Source organism: Vreelandella titanicae, assembly GCF_014697095.1.
Lineage (GTDB): Bacteria > Pseudomonadota > Gammaproteobacteria > Pseudomonadales > Halomonadaceae > Vreelandella > Vreelandella titanicae.
This window is the reverse complement of sequence record NZ_CP059082.1, coordinates 4,740,380-4,756,388: the sequence shown is the minus strand read 5'-3', so window position 1 is coordinate 4,756,388 and position 16,009 is coordinate 4,740,380. Positions and strand designations below refer to the sequence as shown.

Genomic DNA, 16,009 nt, shown 5'->3' with positions numbered 1-16,009 from the left:
TTCATTTCTGCACATTTAATGTTGTTCTGGCTAATGTTGCTATGGCGTCGGTGAGCGACGCAGCATGCGATAGCTATACAGTACAAAGAGCGGCGCGCCTGCCGCCAAATATAAATGGTAGCTGACCAACCGCCACACCAGTACCGCTGCTGCGGCCTGCTCGCGCTCCATCAACGGTAACAACAGGCTTCCTACGCCCACCTCCGCAGCACCCGCGCCGCCGGGCAGAAAACTAAATTGGCTGGCTGCCATCGCCAGCATCTGGGTCAAGAATGTCCACATCCAGTCCGCATGGCCACCTACTCCCAGTACTGCCAAATAGAGCAAGCTGTAGCGCATGAGCCAGTGCGCCGTCGTCAGCGCTAGCATGGTGATCAATATACTGCGCGGGAGCTTAAGGGTGACCTTTAACGCATGCCGACAGCGCAAGAGGCGCCGTACGAGCCAGCGTCGCTGATATCGGCTTGGCCATGGCGTGTTCACGCCGGGTGAACGCAATAGGCTGGGTAGATAACGCATTACGACAATCACCAGCGCTGCCATGAACGCTAATCCTACCAGTGCCCACTGCACGAGCGACTGATGTGGCCATTGGGTGTCGCTTAGCATTGAAAAGAGCACCAGGCCGCTCAGCATGGCCAGGAAGAACAGTAAATCGCAGCCTTGATCAATCAGGAACACCGCCGCGCCCTTGGCAGGCGGGAAACCGCGCCGCGCAAGCAACAACAACAGGGTTGCTGGGCCACCGCTGCCGCCTGGGGTGGCGCACAGGGCAAACTTGGACGCCAGCTCGATACCCAGCGCGCCGCGCTGGCCGAGCCTGCCCGCACGGCCACCCAGCATCAAACGTAGCCTTGCTGCATTCAGGTTCCAGCACAGAAAGGCCATCACCAGCATCAATAACAGCAGCCCAAGTGGGAAGTGTTTGACGCGCTGCAGTGCTTCAGCGCCACCCAACCAAGCAGTGAGCACTAGCGGTGCAATCAGCGCTAAGGCAATCATCACACCATGGATGGGTCGCCACTTCAGTAGCTGACGGCGACTAGTGGTGTTGGTGGAGTGCATACGGTTGGCTGCCGTGGCAAAGCTGCTGATAGTGCTCCAGCAGGGAATGCATGACACCATCCCAGTTGAAATGGCGCTCTACATGGCGGCGCGCATAGCGCCCACTGGCGGCGACATCATTACTGAACAGTGCCACACACGCCTCCGCCATGGCAACGGGGTCGAGCGGTTTGCATAAAATACCCGCCCCCAGCGGCACGTTTTCTGCCAGCGCCCCTGCGTTCGCTGCTATTACTGGAATGCCGCTTGCCATCGCTTCCTGAGCAATTAAGCCGAAGGTTTCTCGGGTGCCCGCATGTAACAGCGCATCGCTACTGGCTAGCGCCTTCGCGACCTCGTGGGCGCCACAACAGCGATCAACGATGGTGACATTACTGGGTACGTGATGTGGCATGCCGGGCCCCATCAGCAGCAAATGGTAATCGCTGCCTAGCTGACGCATCGTCGTAAGCAGCACATCAATATTTTTCTCGCGGGAATTGCGGCCCACAAAGATCAGCAGCTTTTTGTCGCTGGGTATACCCATGGTTTGGCGAAACGCAGAGTCACACTGCTGGGGATTGAATTGCGCCAAATCGACGCCCAATGGCTGAACGCGAACGTTATCGATGCCCCAGTCATTCAGTCGATTCGCCATCGCGTTACAGGGTGCCAGCACGCTATCAAACTGGCTATAAAGCGTCGTGACATAGCGGGTTAAGCGTTTCTCAACATAGCGCCCAAAGCGATCACCCATCAGGCGCGGAAGATCAGAGTGATAAAAGCCCACCACAGGCACGCCGAGGCGTTGCCCCGCATCGAGCGCCGCCCAGGCCGTTACATAGGGGTCGCCAGCCTCTATCAGATCGGGCTTCAGATCAATCAGTGCATCACGCCACGGAGAACCGCGTAGCGGAAAGCGGTAACCTTGCCCCAAAGGAAGGTGTAACGCCGGTAGCGTGTGGTGGTCGCCAAGACTATCCCGCTCCGCCCCCGGCACCAGCAGGCTGGTACGCAGCTGTGGAATACGCGAGAAAACACGGTGTTTGGCCTGCAAATAGGTACGCACACCGCCGCTGGCGGGGGCATGAAACATCGTCACATCGGCAATGTGCAAGCTAACCTCCAACCCCAAAGAGTGTCATCGTTTCACCATAAAGGAGAAATAAGTCAGTTCAGAGACAACGGAGCCCGTTCGTGTCTATGTGGCAGGGCGCTCGGCAGGCGCCGCCATGGCGACCACTCTGGCGATGATTTACCCGGATATCTTTGCGGCGGTAGGCGTGCACTCTGGGCTGCTCCACGGCGTGGTCAAGAGTTTCCCCGATGCCTTGGGGGTCATGCAGGGAGGCACAGGGCCCCTCGCTGGCGGTAACAAAGCAAAAGGAGCCGGGTGGGCGTCGGATGTGCCAGCGATTATGTTTCATGGCGACCGCGACACCACCGTGCTCCCCCGCAGCGCGGATCGCGTGGCCGCCCAGTACAGCACATCGCGTCAAGCAGGAGCGACGGTAGTGCAAGGCAACGTTCCAAGGGCCGCGGCTACACCTGTACCACCCACCGTGATGCTTCGGGTAAGCCATGCTTAGAGCAGTGGCGTATCCATGGGGGCATGGCTTGGTCAGGAGGTAGCAAAAAGGGCAGCTATACCGACCCTCAAGGCCCTGACGCTGCCCGGGAAATGCTGCGGTTCTTCTGTCAGCATCGGCTGATAGTGTCATAGAACTGGCCGATATCGCTCAGATTATGTCTAGTCTGTCAGTAAGTTAGCGCAGGTGAGACGCGCTGGTATAGTAGATACTCTTTGATTATGTATAAAAGTTGACAATAGTTTGCAAAGGTTGAGTTACAGTTTTCATTCTTGTTGCCTAAAATCCTAGCTCTTTCACTTGTTAGGATTTGGCAATGCTTTCACGGTTCAAGATCGGTACACGGCTCGCACTGGCTTTTGGCTTGGTCTCGCTATTGCTTTTGGGCACTTTAATAGCGGGAATTATGGGCATCACCTTCACCAAGGATACTGCCCAAAAAACCTTGGACACGGACGTAGCACTCGCAAGCAATGCCGCAGAAATTCAGCGGCTGGCATTGCAAGCGCGGCGTTTTGAAAAAGATATCTTCATCAATATCGACAGTAGTGATCGGGTAGCGGCTTACCAGCAAAGTTGGACGGCGACCATCGAAGCAATACAGGCCGCCTTCCAGGCGGGTAGCCAAATTGCCGATAAGGATAGCCTCGATGCTTTGTACCAACAGGCAGGAAGAGCCCTCCAGGGGTATGAAGAGGGTTTTTTGTCAGTCTATCGCCAAATTGAACTAGGCAGTATTACCGAAACCTCTCAAGCCAATCTGGCTTTCGGTGAGCATAAAGAGAGTATCTACCAGCTTGAGGAGTTGGCTGATGAAATTAGCCTAGTGGCTGCTGAAGGGGTCAAGACGGCTAACGAGGCGATAAATGCCGAGTATCGTTTGGCTATTTGGCAGCTTTGTATTTTCGCGGGGGTGGCGTTGTTGATGGCGCTGGCGCTGGCAATTGCTATTACGCGTAGCATTGTATTGCCTTTGCGGAGAGCGGTTGAGGTTGCTAGGCGCGTTGCGGAAGGAGATTTGCGACACGATATCGTAACCACAGGACGTGATGAAACGGCTCAGTTATTAACCTCCATGGCCGAAATGAGTAAAGAGCTCACTACCTTGGTCGCATCACTACGTGACTCTAGCGAGAATGTCTTGAACGGAGCCAATGAAATTGCCCAAGGTGGGCAGGAGCTCGCCGCTCGTACTGAGCAGCAAGCAGCTGCCTTGCAGGAGACGGCTTCAAGTATGGAGGAGATGACGGCAACGGTTCGCCAGAATAGTGATTCAACCAAAGAGGCTGATACGCTGGCCCATAATGCTTCGCAACAGATGCAAAGCAGTGGTGAAGAAGTTTCCCGAAGTGTGGAATTAATGCGCGAAGTGACAGCCGCATCGCTAAGCATGGATAAGATCGTTGAGGCCATCGATACGATTGCATTTCAAACCAATATCCTGGCTTTAAACGCCTCCGTTGAAGCGGCGCGTGCTGGTGATAAAGGCCGTGGATTTGCAGTGGTCGCTACAGAAGTTCGTGCGCTAGCAAGCCGCAGTGCCGCTTCAGCAGGTGAGATTCGTAGTATGCTCGACGATACGCGTAGCAAAATAAAGCTATGTTCTGACCAAGCGGAGCGAGGCGCTGCGACCATAGGTGAGACGGAAGCGGTGATCCAGCGCCTCGCTATGCTGATGGTCGAGGTCTCCTCTGCCACTCGGGAGCAAAGCAGTGGTATTGAGCAGATCAATACTGCTATTACTGAAATGGATTCTACCACTCAGCAAAACAGCACCTTGGTTCAGCAGTCGACTAATGCAGCATTTTCCCTGGAAGATCAGGCTGGGCGACTTCGCGAGCTGGTAGCTGCCTTTCAAATAGATGAAGCTGTTGTGAAAAAAGCAACAGAGTACAAGCCTGCAATGGCCTTATCCTCGGCTGCAAGACAAGCAGAGTTCTAATAATCTGATAACAACAGTGGCGCCTCAAAGGCGCTGCTGCTTTTTAATGGGCTAATAAAGTTTTTCACTAGGTTGTGCCATCAGGAAGTGGTCCTCTTCGCGCAGCGAACTGACAAGCGTATAACACTCTAATTCTTCGGTCTGGGTACGCTCTTTTTTGTCATCAATCACTCCTCTGCCGTAGTCAATGGGAACAAACACCACTGGCATCAACGCCGAGGCTTTATCATAGGCTGGGTGAGCTGCTAGTAAGACTGATTGATGGCAGATTTTATAAAAAGTATATAGAGAAATAAAAAGCAATGTTTGAAAAAAGCACTCTTTTTTTTGCTTTATTACATGAAAAAAATAGTACTGCAGACTAGATTTTTAACCCGCCTCTATTCTTGACAGTAAAAGCGGTGTCACTTATCTTTAAAATGTAATCTTTGGTAATTTTTATGTTTCTTATTGTAATATGTGTGGATGTGTGGCTTTTCATGAGGGCTACCGGAAGAAATTTAATTATAAAGATCATAATACATTGATTTTTTAATACATTAAAAATCTAGTGCTGGAGTGTAGTGTTGTTAGTTTACATGTGATTTTTACTTATATAAGCAGTAGTCACATTGTCCGGCTTAAGTGTTTCTGATTGGGAAGTGGCAATTTTTTTATTGCTTTAAAGTATCCTTGTGTTACCTGCTATACACTTTTTAGTCCAGAAATATGCAATGCAACAAGTAGGCATGAATAAAAACATCGGAATTAAATAAGCTTGAAAATAAGAGCGTAGGGAAACTCGTTTAATTGACGATAATGGCGAGGTGGTATTTTGAAAATCTTGGTCATAGGGAACATGGGCTATGTTGGCTCCGTTGTGGTGCGGGAGCTAGCCTTACGTCACCCATCCGCCACTCTTCATGGGTATGACACTGCCTACTTCGCACACTGTTTGACGAATGCCGAACTTCTTCCTGAGCGCTATCTCGACCAGCAGTTTATGGGGGATGTGCGAGATATTCCGGCTGATTTTTTTGAAGGTTATACGGCTGTAGTTCAACTGGCGGCGATTTCCAATGACCCCATGGGAGACCGTTTCGCCGCAGTGACAGCTGAGGTCAATCAGCAGGCGACGGTTGAGATTGCCAAGGCAGCGGCTCAGGCGGGGGTAGAAAACTTCGTTTTTGCCTCAAGTTGCAGCATTTATGGCATCGCTTTAGGGGCTCCGCGCAGTGAGTTGGATCCCGTGGCTCCCGTTACCGCCTATGCCTGCTCGAAAATAGCAGCTGAAGAAGCGTTAGCCGGCATTGGGGGCGACATGGTGATTACCAGTTTACGCTTTGCGACTGCTTGCGGAATGTCAGAGCGTTTACGGCTGGATCTGGTGCTCAATGATTTCGTTGCCTGTGCCCTAAGTCAGCAGCATATTACCGTGCTTAGCGATGGGTCTCCCTGGCGGCCCTTGATCGACGTCTCCGATATGGCCAGAGCTGTCGATTGGGCAGTACAGCGCAAGCCTGAAAACGGCGGGCGCATACTCAATATCAATACCGGATCGAACGAACGCAATCATCAAGTGCGAGACTTAGCCACTGCAGTGGCCAAAGCCGTTCCCGGCACCACGCTGAGTATCAATACCCAAGCCCCGGCGGACAGTCGCTCCTACCAAGTGGATTTCAGCCTGTTTGCCAAGTTGGCACCTGAGCACCAACCACAAATGACGCTAATAGATTCGATCATGGGATTGATCAATGGGCTCAAAAGCATGGAGTTTTCCGATACCCAGTTCCGAGCCTCGCGCTATATGCGTCTGCATGCGCTGCAGGCACATATCACTGCGCGCCGTCTATCTGAAAACCTGCGCTGGCAAATGTGTGATGCAGTCACCCCGAGTGCTTTGTCTGCTGCTACCCACATTAACCTTGAGGCCTGAAACGGAGGCTAGACTATGAAAGTCGCAATTTTCGCGGGAGGGTTCGGAACGCGCTTAAGTGAAGAAACAGCCATTCGCCCCAAGCCCATGGTGGAAGTGGGTGGTCGGCCGATCCTTTGGCATATCATGAAGATGTACGCCCATCATGGCTTAAAGGAGTTTATCGTCCTGGGTGGCTATAAGGTGGAGTACATCCGTGACTATTTCCTCAATTATCGCGGCAATCGAACCGATTACACCATCGATCTGAAGACAGGTAACGTCGATTGGCTTCAGAGTGTGAATGATGATTGGAAAATCACCGTGCTGGATACAGGCGCCGATGCCATGACCGGAGGGCGTCTCAAGAAGGCAATGTCTCTCCTGGCAGATGAGCCTTTCTGTTTGACCTATGGCGATGGGTTGAGTGATCTGAATATCAATGCCTTGATCGACTCACATCTGGCCTCGAAAAATTGGTGCACCCTGACGGCAGTAACGCAGCCGGGCCGCTACGGTGCCCTGCGTTTGAAAGAGGGCAACAGCCAGGTAGAGGGCTTTCGTGAGAAGGGCGAAATAGATGGAGGGCTGATCAATGGCGGCTTCTTCGTCTGTAATCCGGAAGTGTTCGAGATGATCGACGATAGCCAGACCGTATGGGAAAACGAGCCCATGAACCGGATGATCGAGCTGGGGAAATTGGGCTACTTCCATCATAACGGGTACTGGCAAAGCATGGATACGCTGAGAGACAGAATGGTACTCGAGACCGCCTGGGTAGAAGGCGCCCCCTGGAAGCTCTGGAAGGAATGAACCATCAATGATTATTGTTGATACGGCGCTTGCCCAACGAGAGGCGCAGGGTAATCCCATTCGAGTGGGGATGGTCGGGGCGGGGTTCCAAGCGGGCGGTATCGGTCTGCAGATTATGACCGCTACGCCCGGGATGCGCCTTTGTGCGATTGCCAATCGTCATTTGGATACAGCGATCAAAGTCTTCCAGCAAACCGGGATTGAGCCAGTCGCCTGCGAGACTCAGCAGGAACTTGAAGCGGCGATTGCGGCTGGGCGACCGGCAGTCACCGAGGATGCCGTGGCACTGGCACGCGCAGAGGGATTGGATGCAATTATTGAAGTCACTGGCTCGTTGGAGTTCGCGGCGCATGCCGTCCTGGCGGCGCTGGAAAGTGGTAAAGACGTCATTCAAATGAACGCGGAACTCGACGGCACGATCGGCCCCATCTTGAAAGTGAAAGCCGATGTGGCAGGGGTTGTCTACAGCTTTGCCGATGGCGACCAGCCTGGTGTACAGATGAATCTCTATCGGTTCGTCGCCGGGCTAGGCATTAAGCCGGTACTGTGTGGCAACATTAAAGGCTTACATGACCCATATCGCAATCCGGCTACCCAGGAGAGCTTTGCTAAACGCTGGGGGCAAAAGCCGGCAATGGTGGCCTCTTTTGCTGATGGCACCAAGATATCGTTCGAACAGGCGATCGTCGCCAATGGAACCGGTATGCAAGTGGCGCAACGCGGTATGTTGGGCCCTGATTTCTCCGGTGGCGTAGCCGGTGGCCCTTTACTGCCCATCGAACAGGCGGTGTCGGCATTTGAACCCTACTTGAACCCAGAGGGGCCGGGGTTTGTTGATTATGTTGTTGGAGCGCAGCCAGGGCCGGGCGTATTTGTGCTCGGGACGATTGATAGCCCTCGCCAGCGCCACTACCTCGAACTCTACAAGTTGGGCGAGGGGCCATATTACTGCTTCACAACGCCCTACCATCTTTGCCATTTCGAAGTGCCCACGTCCGTTGCCCGTGCCGTGCTTTTCCGTGATCCAGTGTTATCCCCCTTAGAGGGCCCGAGGGTGGGCGTTATCGCCATAGCCAAAAAAGCGTTGCGAGAGGGGGAAACAATAGAAGAACTCGGCGGTTTTGAAGTCTATGGTGTGGCGGAAAACATTGAGGTAATACGCAGGGAACGGCTGTTGCCTATCGGGCTAGCGCTGGGCTGTCAGGTGGTGGGCCATGTGGAAAAGGATGCGGCGCTGACCTTTGATGATGTGCGTATACCGCCAGGGCGGCTGATCGACCGTCTTTATGCCGAACAGGAAGCCATGTTTGCCCTGGAATTGACGTCTGGTGTCGCTGCTACTTTCACGGAGTAAGACATGCATTTTCATCAAACGAACCTCAAGGATGCCCGCCTGATAGAACTTGAACCACATGGTGATGAACGCGGTTTTTTTGCCCGCACCATGTGCCGTGCGGAGTTTGAGCGCCATGGCCTGCTGAGTGATTTTGTGCAGCAGAATACCTCCTTTTCTGCTCATCGAGGCACCTTAAGGGGATTGCATTATCAGCGCCAGCCCCATGCCGAAGCCAAACTGGTGCGCTGCATTCGAGGCGCGATTGTCGATGTCATCGTGGATATCCGTAAAGACTCGGAAACCTACTTGCACCATCAGTTATTTGAATTAACCGACGCAAACCGGCACCAGCTGTATGTACCGCCAGGCTTTGCGCACTCCTTTCAGACGCTGACCGACGATGTTGAAGTCAGCTATCTGGTCTCGGCGGCCTATCATCCCGAGGCTGAAAGTGGTTTGCGCTATAACGATGAACGTCTCGCGATTGAGTGGCCGATTCCACCCACAGTGGTGTCTGAAAAAGACGCTAGCTGGCCCTTAATCAGTGAGCGAAACGAAGCGCTTTTTTAGTTATTAGCGAATAACTAGTAGCGAATCCAGGTATCAACCAAACACACTAAAAAAGGGGCAGCGTGATTGCTGCCCCTTTAGGTAATATCTAGCTAGTGATGACCCATCAATCAGTGGGCTTTGCCACCAGCGAGCGGGTCTCTTCACGTGCTTCGGTGAGCACTACGCGTAACGGATCACCAAGCTTGTAACGCTCTTTGCCCTCGATCTGGATACGGCCCTCTTTATCGTCAATGACCACTTTGCTGCGGTCACTGTGCATCAAGGGCGCGGGCACAAACGCCGTTGCGCCATTTTCCACCAGACGAACGCGCATGCCGCCACGGTTGATGGCCATGATTTCGGCCTCAAACGTATCCTGGTTCTGTGCAGCGGGCGTTAGGTAACGCACGTAGAGCCAGTCTTTCACGTCGCGCTCGGCCATACGGTTCAGGCGGCGGCGTTCCGTCAGTTGCTCGGTGAGCTGCTGGGTCGCTTCGGCGGGGGCCTGTTCGCCTTTCAACACGCGTTTGATCAGGCGGTGGTTGACCATATCGCCATACTTACGAATTGGCGACGTCCAGGTAGCGTAGGCGGCTAGGCCCAGGCCAAAGTGTGGGCCGGGCTGGGCCGACATGCTGGTAAAACCCTGGAAGCGCCGCAGGCGCGCATCCAGCCAGGCATCATCGCGGCTTTCCAGCGCACGCTTAAGCTCAGTGTAGCGGGCAAGCTCGGTGAGCGCTTCGCGCTCAACCACGATCTCCTGACCTGCCAGGAACTCCTGGGCGGCTTCGGCTTTTTCGGGCTCGAACGCACGGTGCACGTTAAAGATACCGTGGCCGATATGCTGGGCCAGGAAGTCCGCGCAGCAGGCGTTGGCCACAATCATCGACTCTTCGATCATACGGTTGGCAATGCGGCGCTCTTCGGTGCGCACCGCCAATACGTTACCGGCGGGATCGAGATCAAACACGTAGTCGGGTCGGTCTTTAAACACCAGCGCGTGTTCATTGCGCCAAGCGGTACGCGCTTCGGTCAAATCACGCAGCGCAGTAAGCTGCTCGGCGATCTCATCCGCGGGTGCCCAGTCGCCTTGACCTTCGATCCAGTCGGAGACGTTGTCGTAAACGAGCTTGGCGTGAGATTTAACGTTCGCCGCAAAAAAGCGGTAATCGCCCATGCTGCCGTCGGCATTAATATCCAGCGTACAGGCCAGCGCAGGGCGTTCCTTGTCTTCCCACAACGAGCAGAGATCATCCGCTAGCTGCTCTGGCAACATAGTGACGTTCTGGCCAGGCAGGTAAACGGTAAAGGCGCGAGTGCGGGCTTCTAAATCAGCCGCATGGCCCTCTTCCACATAAGCGGTGGGGTCGGCAATCGCTACGCTCAACCGCCAGCCGCCTTCCGCACGGGTAGCCACGTGCAGCGCATCATCCATATCGCGGGTCTTCTCACCATCAATGGTGAAGAAGGGCGTAGACGTTAAATCTTCGCGAGTCAGGCCTTCATCGATCAGCGGCCAGTCGGTGCCCGCATCGGGGCACTCTTGCTCCAGCGCATGGCGTGCAAGTGTGACGCGCCATGGCACTGCCGGATCATCGCTTTTGGCGACCAGCTCATCAATCTGGGCAAAGAAAGCGCGGTCGTCGGCTTTTAGCGGATGGCGTACCAAGCGGGCAACGACCCAGTCGCCGTCAGCAATGGTGTCCTCATCAAGGCTGTTCTTAATCCGTGCCTTGATCACATTTTTAATCGACGGGTGGTCGGGTACGACGGACAGGCGACCTTCGCGCTTCTGCACCCGGGCGACAAACCGATCAAGACCCGCTTCAATCAGCTTTTCCGGCTCAATGGACTTTTTGTCACCGTTCTCGTGAATCACGCCTTCCACGCGATCACCATGAATCACCTGCTTCATGGCGGGCGGCGGCACGAAATAGGATTCACCGTCGTCGGTTTCGAGAAACCCGAAACCTTTGTCGGTGGCTTTGATCACCCCTTCAGCACGGGGGGTGGTTTGACGAATCTGTTGCTTGAGCTGGGCAAGCATGGCGTTGTTCTGAAGCATGAGCTCAATCAGTTGGCGAGAGTTAGGCTGCCACTATACGGATTCCCGCAGGCTGCGCCAATTGTCGCTATGCGATGTTGGCCCTGATGTTGGCTTTGGTAACGGCGAGTCAAAGGCTTACATGCGCTCAAGGGAATCGGTTAAGCTGAATATTCATACTCACGGAGCGCGCTATGACACCTCGCCTGATTGTTTCTGACCTGGATGGAACCCTATTAGGAAGCGACCACACCCTGCACGACAGCACTGTAGAGGTGCTAAGGGCATTAGTAGAGCAGGGGCATCATGTCGCGCTCGCATCCGGACGGCATTATCACGATATGAAGGTGTTTCGTGATCAGTTGGATATTCCCGCACACTTGATTAGCACCAATGGTGCTTATGTACATAATCCCGACGATGCCTTGTTGGCGGCTAATCACCTGGAGCCTGAACATGCAAAGACGCTAATCGGTCTTCCGCGTCCGCCTCAAGTACGGCTTAACCTTTATCGCGAAAGCGGCTGGCATATTGATTCAGAGGCTCCACATTTATTATCACTTCATGCTTCTACCGGTTTTGGCTATGAAGTCGTGCCGCCCGCGCAAATGGACACTAACGGTGTAGGCAAAGTGCTCTATCTAGGCGATCCGAAGGCGCTAAAACAGCTGGAAGCACAGGCGCAAGAGGCCCACGGCGACGGGCTGCATATTACCTATTCCACCATTGATTCTCTGGAAATCATGGCCGGTGGGGTCAACAAAGGTGTGGCGCTTTCATCACTGCTGGAACGCTTGGGTTTAGCGCCCGTCGATTGCCTAGCGTTTGGCGATAATCTTAACGATACCGAAATGCTCGATTTAGCCGGGGAGGCCCAGGTAATGGCCAATGCCCACCCGGCGCTATTTGATCGTGTCACCGGCGCTGAGCGTATCGGTCACCATGGCGAAGCTGCCGTTGCCGAGTGGCTGAAAAAGCGCTTTGGGCTGTAGGGTTACGTATTAATTAGTGGCTCTTAATTTCGTCACTTGCAGCGACTTGGGGCTGAGGTCAATCTGAAGCAGCTCAACAGCTTGGCCTAAAATTTGGCGAGCTGCCTGTTTGGGCAGAACAGCGGCTGGAGCAAGCAACGCCTGCGCAGTTGGATGAGTGGTCTGGAGCGATCTTGACCGCCAACTCCCTTGATGAGCTGTTCAAAGACTGACGTTACGCTTTATTTATTCGCTGGTGGTTTCAGCCAATCAAACATTTTCATTATAAAGCTACGTTCAGTGGGTTTTTCATCGTTTTTGCCAATAAAAGCCTCAAGCAGACTTTGATTAAGCTGTTGAGGAAGAGCGTTGGCATCGGCCATGAGCGCTTCGCGTGAAATATCTTCCTCAGCGCTAGAATTGCTTCGCATTTACTATTATCTCTTTTCAACTAATCGTTGAGTTAGCAAAGCGTTTACCAAGGTTAGCGAAGTCTTCACTTGACATTAGTATGTCAAAAATATCTTCAGGTGCCCCTTTGCCTTCGGCGCGGTGGGTTATAAAGTTGAAGTCCATCTCGATCAGGTGCTCAAGGCGTGGGGCATAGAAGTCGGGATATTGTGCCTGCATGATGGGAGGCAGGTCGTTGTAATTCCCCAGCACTTCTTTGAAGAAGTCGGTCATCTTGCCGGTTTGGCTGTACTCCAATTTTCCGCGAGCTATAACTGCCTGTTTCCATTCCTGTCGCTGATCATAATCTTCTTGCCAGGCTGCGCGCTGTTCATTGGCCGTAAACGTGCCACTATCGTCATAAATAATCAGTACTAATTGATCTTGAGACAAGCCGCTAAAAGGATTGCTACCTCTGCCATTAACAAAGGAGGTGGCCTGCTTTGCTCGCTCCAAGAGCTCTGGGTCATCGGTGTTGGGCACTTCGGCGTCGTATCGTGCTCGGTTATTATGGTAGCCTTGGCCGGTAATCTGGCTGAGCAGTGCATCGGCTTTTTGGCCTAACGCTTTACGATCCAGGCTAGCATCACGCTCTTCGGCACGTAGGGCGCTGTCACTTAACTGCTGAGCCAACGTGGAAAGTTGGCTTGTTGGCTTCGATGAACCAGAAGTAGGCGTTGCGTTTTCGCCTTGTTCAGTTCCCTTGGTTGATACACCCTGAGTGCGGCTACCCGATGTAGATTGAGAGGTCACCGGAGTAGATGGCCCGATACCGATTGTCATTGCAATACCTCCTTGTGGCTTTGCTTAACCGTCATCAATATGTGGCCGATGATAGTGGCGAAAGCGCTGGTTATTGCTCTATATCTACATTATTAATCGGCTAAGCAAACAAAAGCATTAAGTAAATATTGTATTTTTTTGTTAGCATTCTTATTAATACACAGAAATAGCGTAGCCACAGGTGATTTCATCATTAGTCGAAGGGGGCTTGAGATGCACAGTTTCCTCGACCATCATCAAGGCCCAATAACGACAATAGCGTAGGGCTGAACCCGCTGAGATGACGACAACCCCTGCTACTTTGATTGTGGTCGACGATGACCCAGAGATTTGTGAACTGCTCGCTGACTACCTGGGGCGCCATGGCTATCGGGTATTCACAGCGGACGGTGCGCAGGCGTTGCATTCTCTGCGTGCAGAACACGCCCCCGACTTGCTTATTGTCGATTTAATGCTCCCCGGTGACGATGGCTTTACCATCTGCCGTGACGTCCGAAAGCACAGCGATGTGCCGATCATAATGCTTACCGCCAGCGCCGATGAGACCGATCGCATTCTGGGTCTGGAGCTGGGTGCTGATGACTACTTGGGCAAGCCGTTTAATCCCCGCGAATTGCTGGCGCGCGTCAAAGCGGTACTGCGACGCACCCGCAGTGCTCCACCAGAGTTGCCTGCGGGGCAGGCGCGCTGGGTCAGTTTTGGTAATTGGCAACTCGACCGCATGACCCGCGAGTTGATTGACCTGCAGGGCGAGCGCGCCGCGCTTTCAGGGGCTGATTTTCAGCTATTGCAGGTGTTTTTAGAGCATCCGGCGAAGGTGCTCACTCGGGATGATCTATACGCGCTTACCCGTGGGCGGGACGCGCCGCCGCTTGATCGCTCCATTGATGTCCACGTTTGCCGCCTGCGCCAACGGCTGGGTGAAGATGCCCAGCACTCGCAGTTGATTCGAACGGTGCGCGGGGCAGGCTATGTGTTAACCGCCCAAGTAGATGCATTAACGTGAGACGCGTGGAGTGGGCAACCATTCGTCGACGCTTATCCCGACGAGCTGCCCGCTGGCTGCCGGCGTCGCTGCGCGGGCGCTTCGTGATCATCATGATCGCCGGAGTGCTTGTCGCCCAAGGGGCCAGCTACGCCATCTGGACTTCCCAGGTGCGCTCCAGCCACTTGGCACAGCTTGATGAGCTGTCCACTAATATGGCGTTTAGCATCGCCTCCACCATGAAGTTTTTCCGCTCACTGCCCGTTGACTACCGCCATATTGTGCTCGATCAGCTGCGTAATATGGGGGGCACGCGCTTTTTTGTTAGCGTCAACGAACGCAGGCTGGCCATCGACGATATCGGCTCGGGGCCGGAAAAACAGGTGGTGGTGAATAATGTGCGCTCGGTGCTTACCCAGCAGCTTAATATTGATGACGTGATTGTCGAGTTCTCCCGTCCGGAAAACCTGCGAGTGCTCAATAACGAGGTACTGCTTTACGACCTGCCGCCCCGCTGGGGGCAGCACAGCCTGCTGATGGAGCCACTCTCGCCGCCGATTTTAGTGGTTCAACTGGAGCTTGCCCCAGGCACCTGGCTCTATGTTGCCACGCTGCTGGGCGTACCCGATATTTTCAGCGGTTATCGCTGGCTTTCTGAAGAGCGTTTGCTGGTCGGGTTACTGGTGCTGCTGAGTGTGCTGGCGCTTTCTCTATTGGGTATTACCAGCGTGACCCGGCCACTGGCGCGGCTTTCACGGGCAGCGAATCAGTTGGGCGATGATTTGGATATGCCGCCACTACGGGAGAGTGGCCCCAAAGAAGTGGCCGCCACCGCCGCGGCGTTCAATCGTATGCAGCGGCGTATTCGTGAGCAGATTGAGGAGCGCGAACGGCTGTTTTCAGCGATTTCCCATGATTTAAAGACCCCCTTAACCCGCATGCGCCTGCGCGCTGAGATGCTCGATGACGACTATCAGCGCGAGCGTTTTTGCGCCTCATTGGATGAGCTGGATAGCTTGGTTAAAGGTGCCTTGGCCTCGGTAAAAGGCTTAGACCTGCATGAGGAACCCGCGCCCGTTGATCTAACGCACCTGCTCGAAGAGCTGGCCGAAGAGCTTAGCCTTCAGGGTGGTAAGGTCACTATCGAGATTAAAAGTGGTTCTCTTATCGCGCCGCTGATTGTCAAACCGGTAGCGCTTAAACGCTGCCTGGCAAACCTGCTTGAGAACGCGGTGTTCTATGGCAAGCAGGCCGATGTGCAGCTAATAGATCACGGTAACGCGGTCACCATGCGTATTCGTGACCACGGCCCAGGTATACCCGAAGAGCAATTGGGGCGGGTGTTTTCGCCCTTTGTGCGCCTGGAGCCCTCACGCAGTCGACACACGGGTGGTAGCGGCCTCGGGCTGGGCATTGCCCGGCATATTGCCCGTGCCCATGGCGGCGATATCACGCTCGCCAACCATGCTGATGGTGGGCTGGTGGTGACTCTCTCGCTACCCCGCCAGGAAACTATTACAGGTTTGTAATAAAACCCCAACACTATGCAGTACTCGGTAACTCCCGTTGACGCTCCCCTTGGCGTAACCTCTTGGATGTCGAACGT

General features: G+C 54.0%; 14 protein-coding genes. 9 read left to right on the top strand and 5 right to left on the bottom strand.

The window, feature by feature from the left end:
• Positions 1-39: 39 nt before the first annotated feature.
• Entirely contained in the window at positions 40-1,065 is a 1,026-nt protein-coding gene (locus HZS52_RS21945; protein WP_022520464.1) for a glucosaminyl phosphatidylglycerol flippase, read from the bottom strand.
• On the bottom strand, positions 1,043-2,161 hold the full coding sequence (locus HZS52_RS21940) for an N-acetylglucosaminyl phosphatidylglycerol synthase (protein ID WP_190373693.1): 1,119 nt from the start codon (positions 2,159-2,161) through the stop codon (positions 1,043-1,045). Before HZS52_RS21940 ends, HZS52_RS21945 begins: the two co-directional genes overlap by 23 nt.
• 115 nt (positions 2,162-2,276) lie before the next feature.
• Here HZS52_RS21940 and HZS52_RS21935 point away from each other — a divergent pair, with 115 nt between their 5' ends.
• The 6 genes from HZS52_RS21935 (at position 2,277) to rfbC (ending at position 9,188) form a co-directional block, all read left to right on the top strand.
• Positions 2,277-2,633: a PHB depolymerase family esterase gene (locus HZS52_RS21935; RefSeq protein WP_263364985.1), complete on the top strand. Its 357-nt coding sequence runs from the start codon at positions 2,277-2,279 to the stop codon at positions 2,631-2,633.
• A gap of 316 nt (positions 2,634-2,949) precedes the next feature.
• Positions 2,950-4,575 (top strand): methyl-accepting chemotaxis protein, encoded by a 1,626-nt coding sequence (locus HZS52_RS21930; RefSeq protein WP_190373692.1) that lies wholly within the window; start codon positions 2,950-2,952, stop codon positions 4,573-4,575.
• An 814-nt stretch (positions 4,576-5,389) separates the two neighbouring features.
• Complete coding sequence (locus HZS52_RS21925; protein WP_039859311.1) at positions 5,390-6,490, top strand: NAD-dependent epimerase/dehydratase family protein; 1,101 nt, start codon at positions 5,390-5,392, stop codon at positions 6,488-6,490.
• Positions 6,491-6,505: 15 nt separating this feature from the next.
• Entirely contained in the window at positions 6,506-7,282 is a 777-nt protein-coding gene (gene rfbF, locus HZS52_RS21920; RefSeq protein ID WP_190373691.1) for a glucose-1-phosphate cytidylyltransferase, read from the top strand.
• Positions 7,283-7,289: 7 nt separating this feature from the next.
• A complete protein-coding gene (locus tag HZS52_RS21915) occupies positions 7,290-8,636 on the top strand; it encodes an NAD(P)H-dependent oxidoreductase (RefSeq protein ID WP_190373690.1) in 1,347 nt (448 codons plus the stop codon).
• A 3-nt stretch (positions 8,637-8,639) separates the two neighbouring features.
• Positions 8,640-9,188 carry a dTDP-4-dehydrorhamnose 3,5-epimerase gene (gene rfbC / locus HZS52_RS21910; protein ID WP_190373689.1) on the top strand — a complete coding sequence of 183 codons (549 nt, stop codon included), beginning with the start codon at positions 8,640-8,642 and terminating at the stop codon, positions 9,186-9,188.
• A gap of 106 nt (positions 9,189-9,294) precedes the next feature.
• Here rfbC and HZS52_RS21905 read toward each other — a convergent pair whose 3' ends face one another.
• Positions 9,295-11,235, bottom strand: coding sequence for an exoribonuclease II (locus HZS52_RS21905; RefSeq protein ID WP_190373688.1), 1,941 nt, complete (start codon positions 11,233-11,235; stop codon positions 9,295-9,297).
• Positions 11,236-11,408: 173 nt separating this feature from the next.
• Here HZS52_RS21905 and HZS52_RS21900 point away from each other — a divergent pair, with 173 nt between their 5' ends.
• Entirely contained in the window at positions 11,409-12,206 is a 798-nt protein-coding gene (locus tag HZS52_RS21900; protein ID WP_190373687.1) for an HAD family hydrolase, read from the top strand.
• Between the two features lie 221 nt (positions 12,207-12,427).
• Here the strand turns inward: HZS52_RS21900 and HZS52_RS21895 are convergent, their stop codons facing one another.
• Together HZS52_RS21895 and HZS52_RS21890 are read right to left on the bottom strand one after the other, a co-directional pair.
• Positions 12,428-12,568: a hypothetical protein gene (locus HZS52_RS21895; protein WP_155705729.1), complete on the bottom strand. Its 141-nt coding sequence runs from the start codon at positions 12,566-12,568 to the stop codon at positions 12,428-12,430.
• A 64-nt stretch (positions 12,569-12,632) separates the two neighbouring features.
• The gene (locus HZS52_RS21890; protein ID WP_190373686.1) at positions 12,633-13,418 is read right to left on the bottom strand and encodes a hypothetical protein; all 786 of its coding nucleotides are present in this window, start codon (positions 13,416-13,418) and stop codon (positions 12,633-12,635) included.
• 280 nt (positions 13,419-13,698) lie between these two features.
• Here HZS52_RS21890 and HZS52_RS21885 point away from each other — a divergent pair, with 280 nt between their 5' ends.
• Both HZS52_RS21885 and HZS52_RS21880 read left to right on the top strand, forming a co-directional pair.
• Entirely contained in the window at positions 13,699-14,424 is a 726-nt protein-coding gene (locus tag HZS52_RS21885; protein WP_009287305.1) for a response regulator, read from the top strand.
• Entirely contained in the window at positions 14,421-15,932 is a 1,512-nt protein-coding gene (locus HZS52_RS21880; RefSeq protein WP_022520452.1) for an ATP-binding protein, read from the top strand. The genes HZS52_RS21885 and HZS52_RS21880 overlap by 4 nt, the downstream gene beginning before the upstream one ends.
• The last annotated feature ends 77 nt before the right edge of the window (positions 15,933-16,009 follow it).

What these genes read in the sequence shown, in the direction of transcription:
- HZS52_RS21885 (WP_009287305.1), top strand. Translation starts at nt 13,699, where the DNA reads ATGACGACAACCCCTGCTACTTTGATTGTGGTCGACGATGACCCAGAG.
- HZS52_RS21935 (WP_263364985.1), top strand. Translation starts at nt 2,277, where the DNA reads ATGGCGACCACTCTGGCGATGATTTACCCGGATATCTTTGCGGCGGTA.
- HZS52_RS21930 (WP_190373692.1), top strand. Translation starts at nt 2,950, where the DNA reads ATGCTTTCACGGTTCAAGATCGGTACACGGCTCGCACTGGCTTTTGGC.
- HZS52_RS21890 (WP_190373686.1), bottom strand. Translation starts at nt 13,418, where the DNA reads ATGACAATCGGTATCGGGCCATCTACTCCGGTGACCTCTCAATCTACA.
- rfbC (WP_190373689.1), top strand. Translation starts at nt 8,640, where the DNA reads ATGCATTTTCATCAAACGAACCTCAAGGATGCCCGCCTGATAGAACTT.
- HZS52_RS21905 (WP_190373688.1), bottom strand. Translation starts at nt 11,235, where the DNA reads ATGCTTCAGAACAACGCCATGCTTGCCCAGCTCAAGCAACAGATTCGT.
- rfbF (WP_190373691.1), top strand. Translation starts at nt 6,506, where the DNA reads ATGAAAGTCGCAATTTTCGCGGGAGGGTTCGGAACGCGCTTAAGTGAA.
- HZS52_RS21900 (WP_190373687.1), top strand. Translation starts at nt 11,409, where the DNA reads ATGACACCTCGCCTGATTGTTTCTGACCTGGATGGAACCCTATTAGGA.
- HZS52_RS21915 (WP_190373690.1), top strand. Translation starts at nt 7,290, where the DNA reads ATGATTATTGTTGATACGGCGCTTGCCCAACGAGAGGCGCAGGGTAAT.
- HZS52_RS21895 (WP_155705729.1), bottom strand. Translation starts at nt 12,568, where the DNA reads ATGGCCGATGCCAACGCTCTTCCTCAACAGCTTAATCAAAGTCTGCTT.
- HZS52_RS21945 (WP_022520464.1), bottom strand. Translation starts at nt 1,065, where the DNA reads ATGCACTCCACCAACACCACTAGTCGCCGTCAGCTACTGAAGTGGCGA.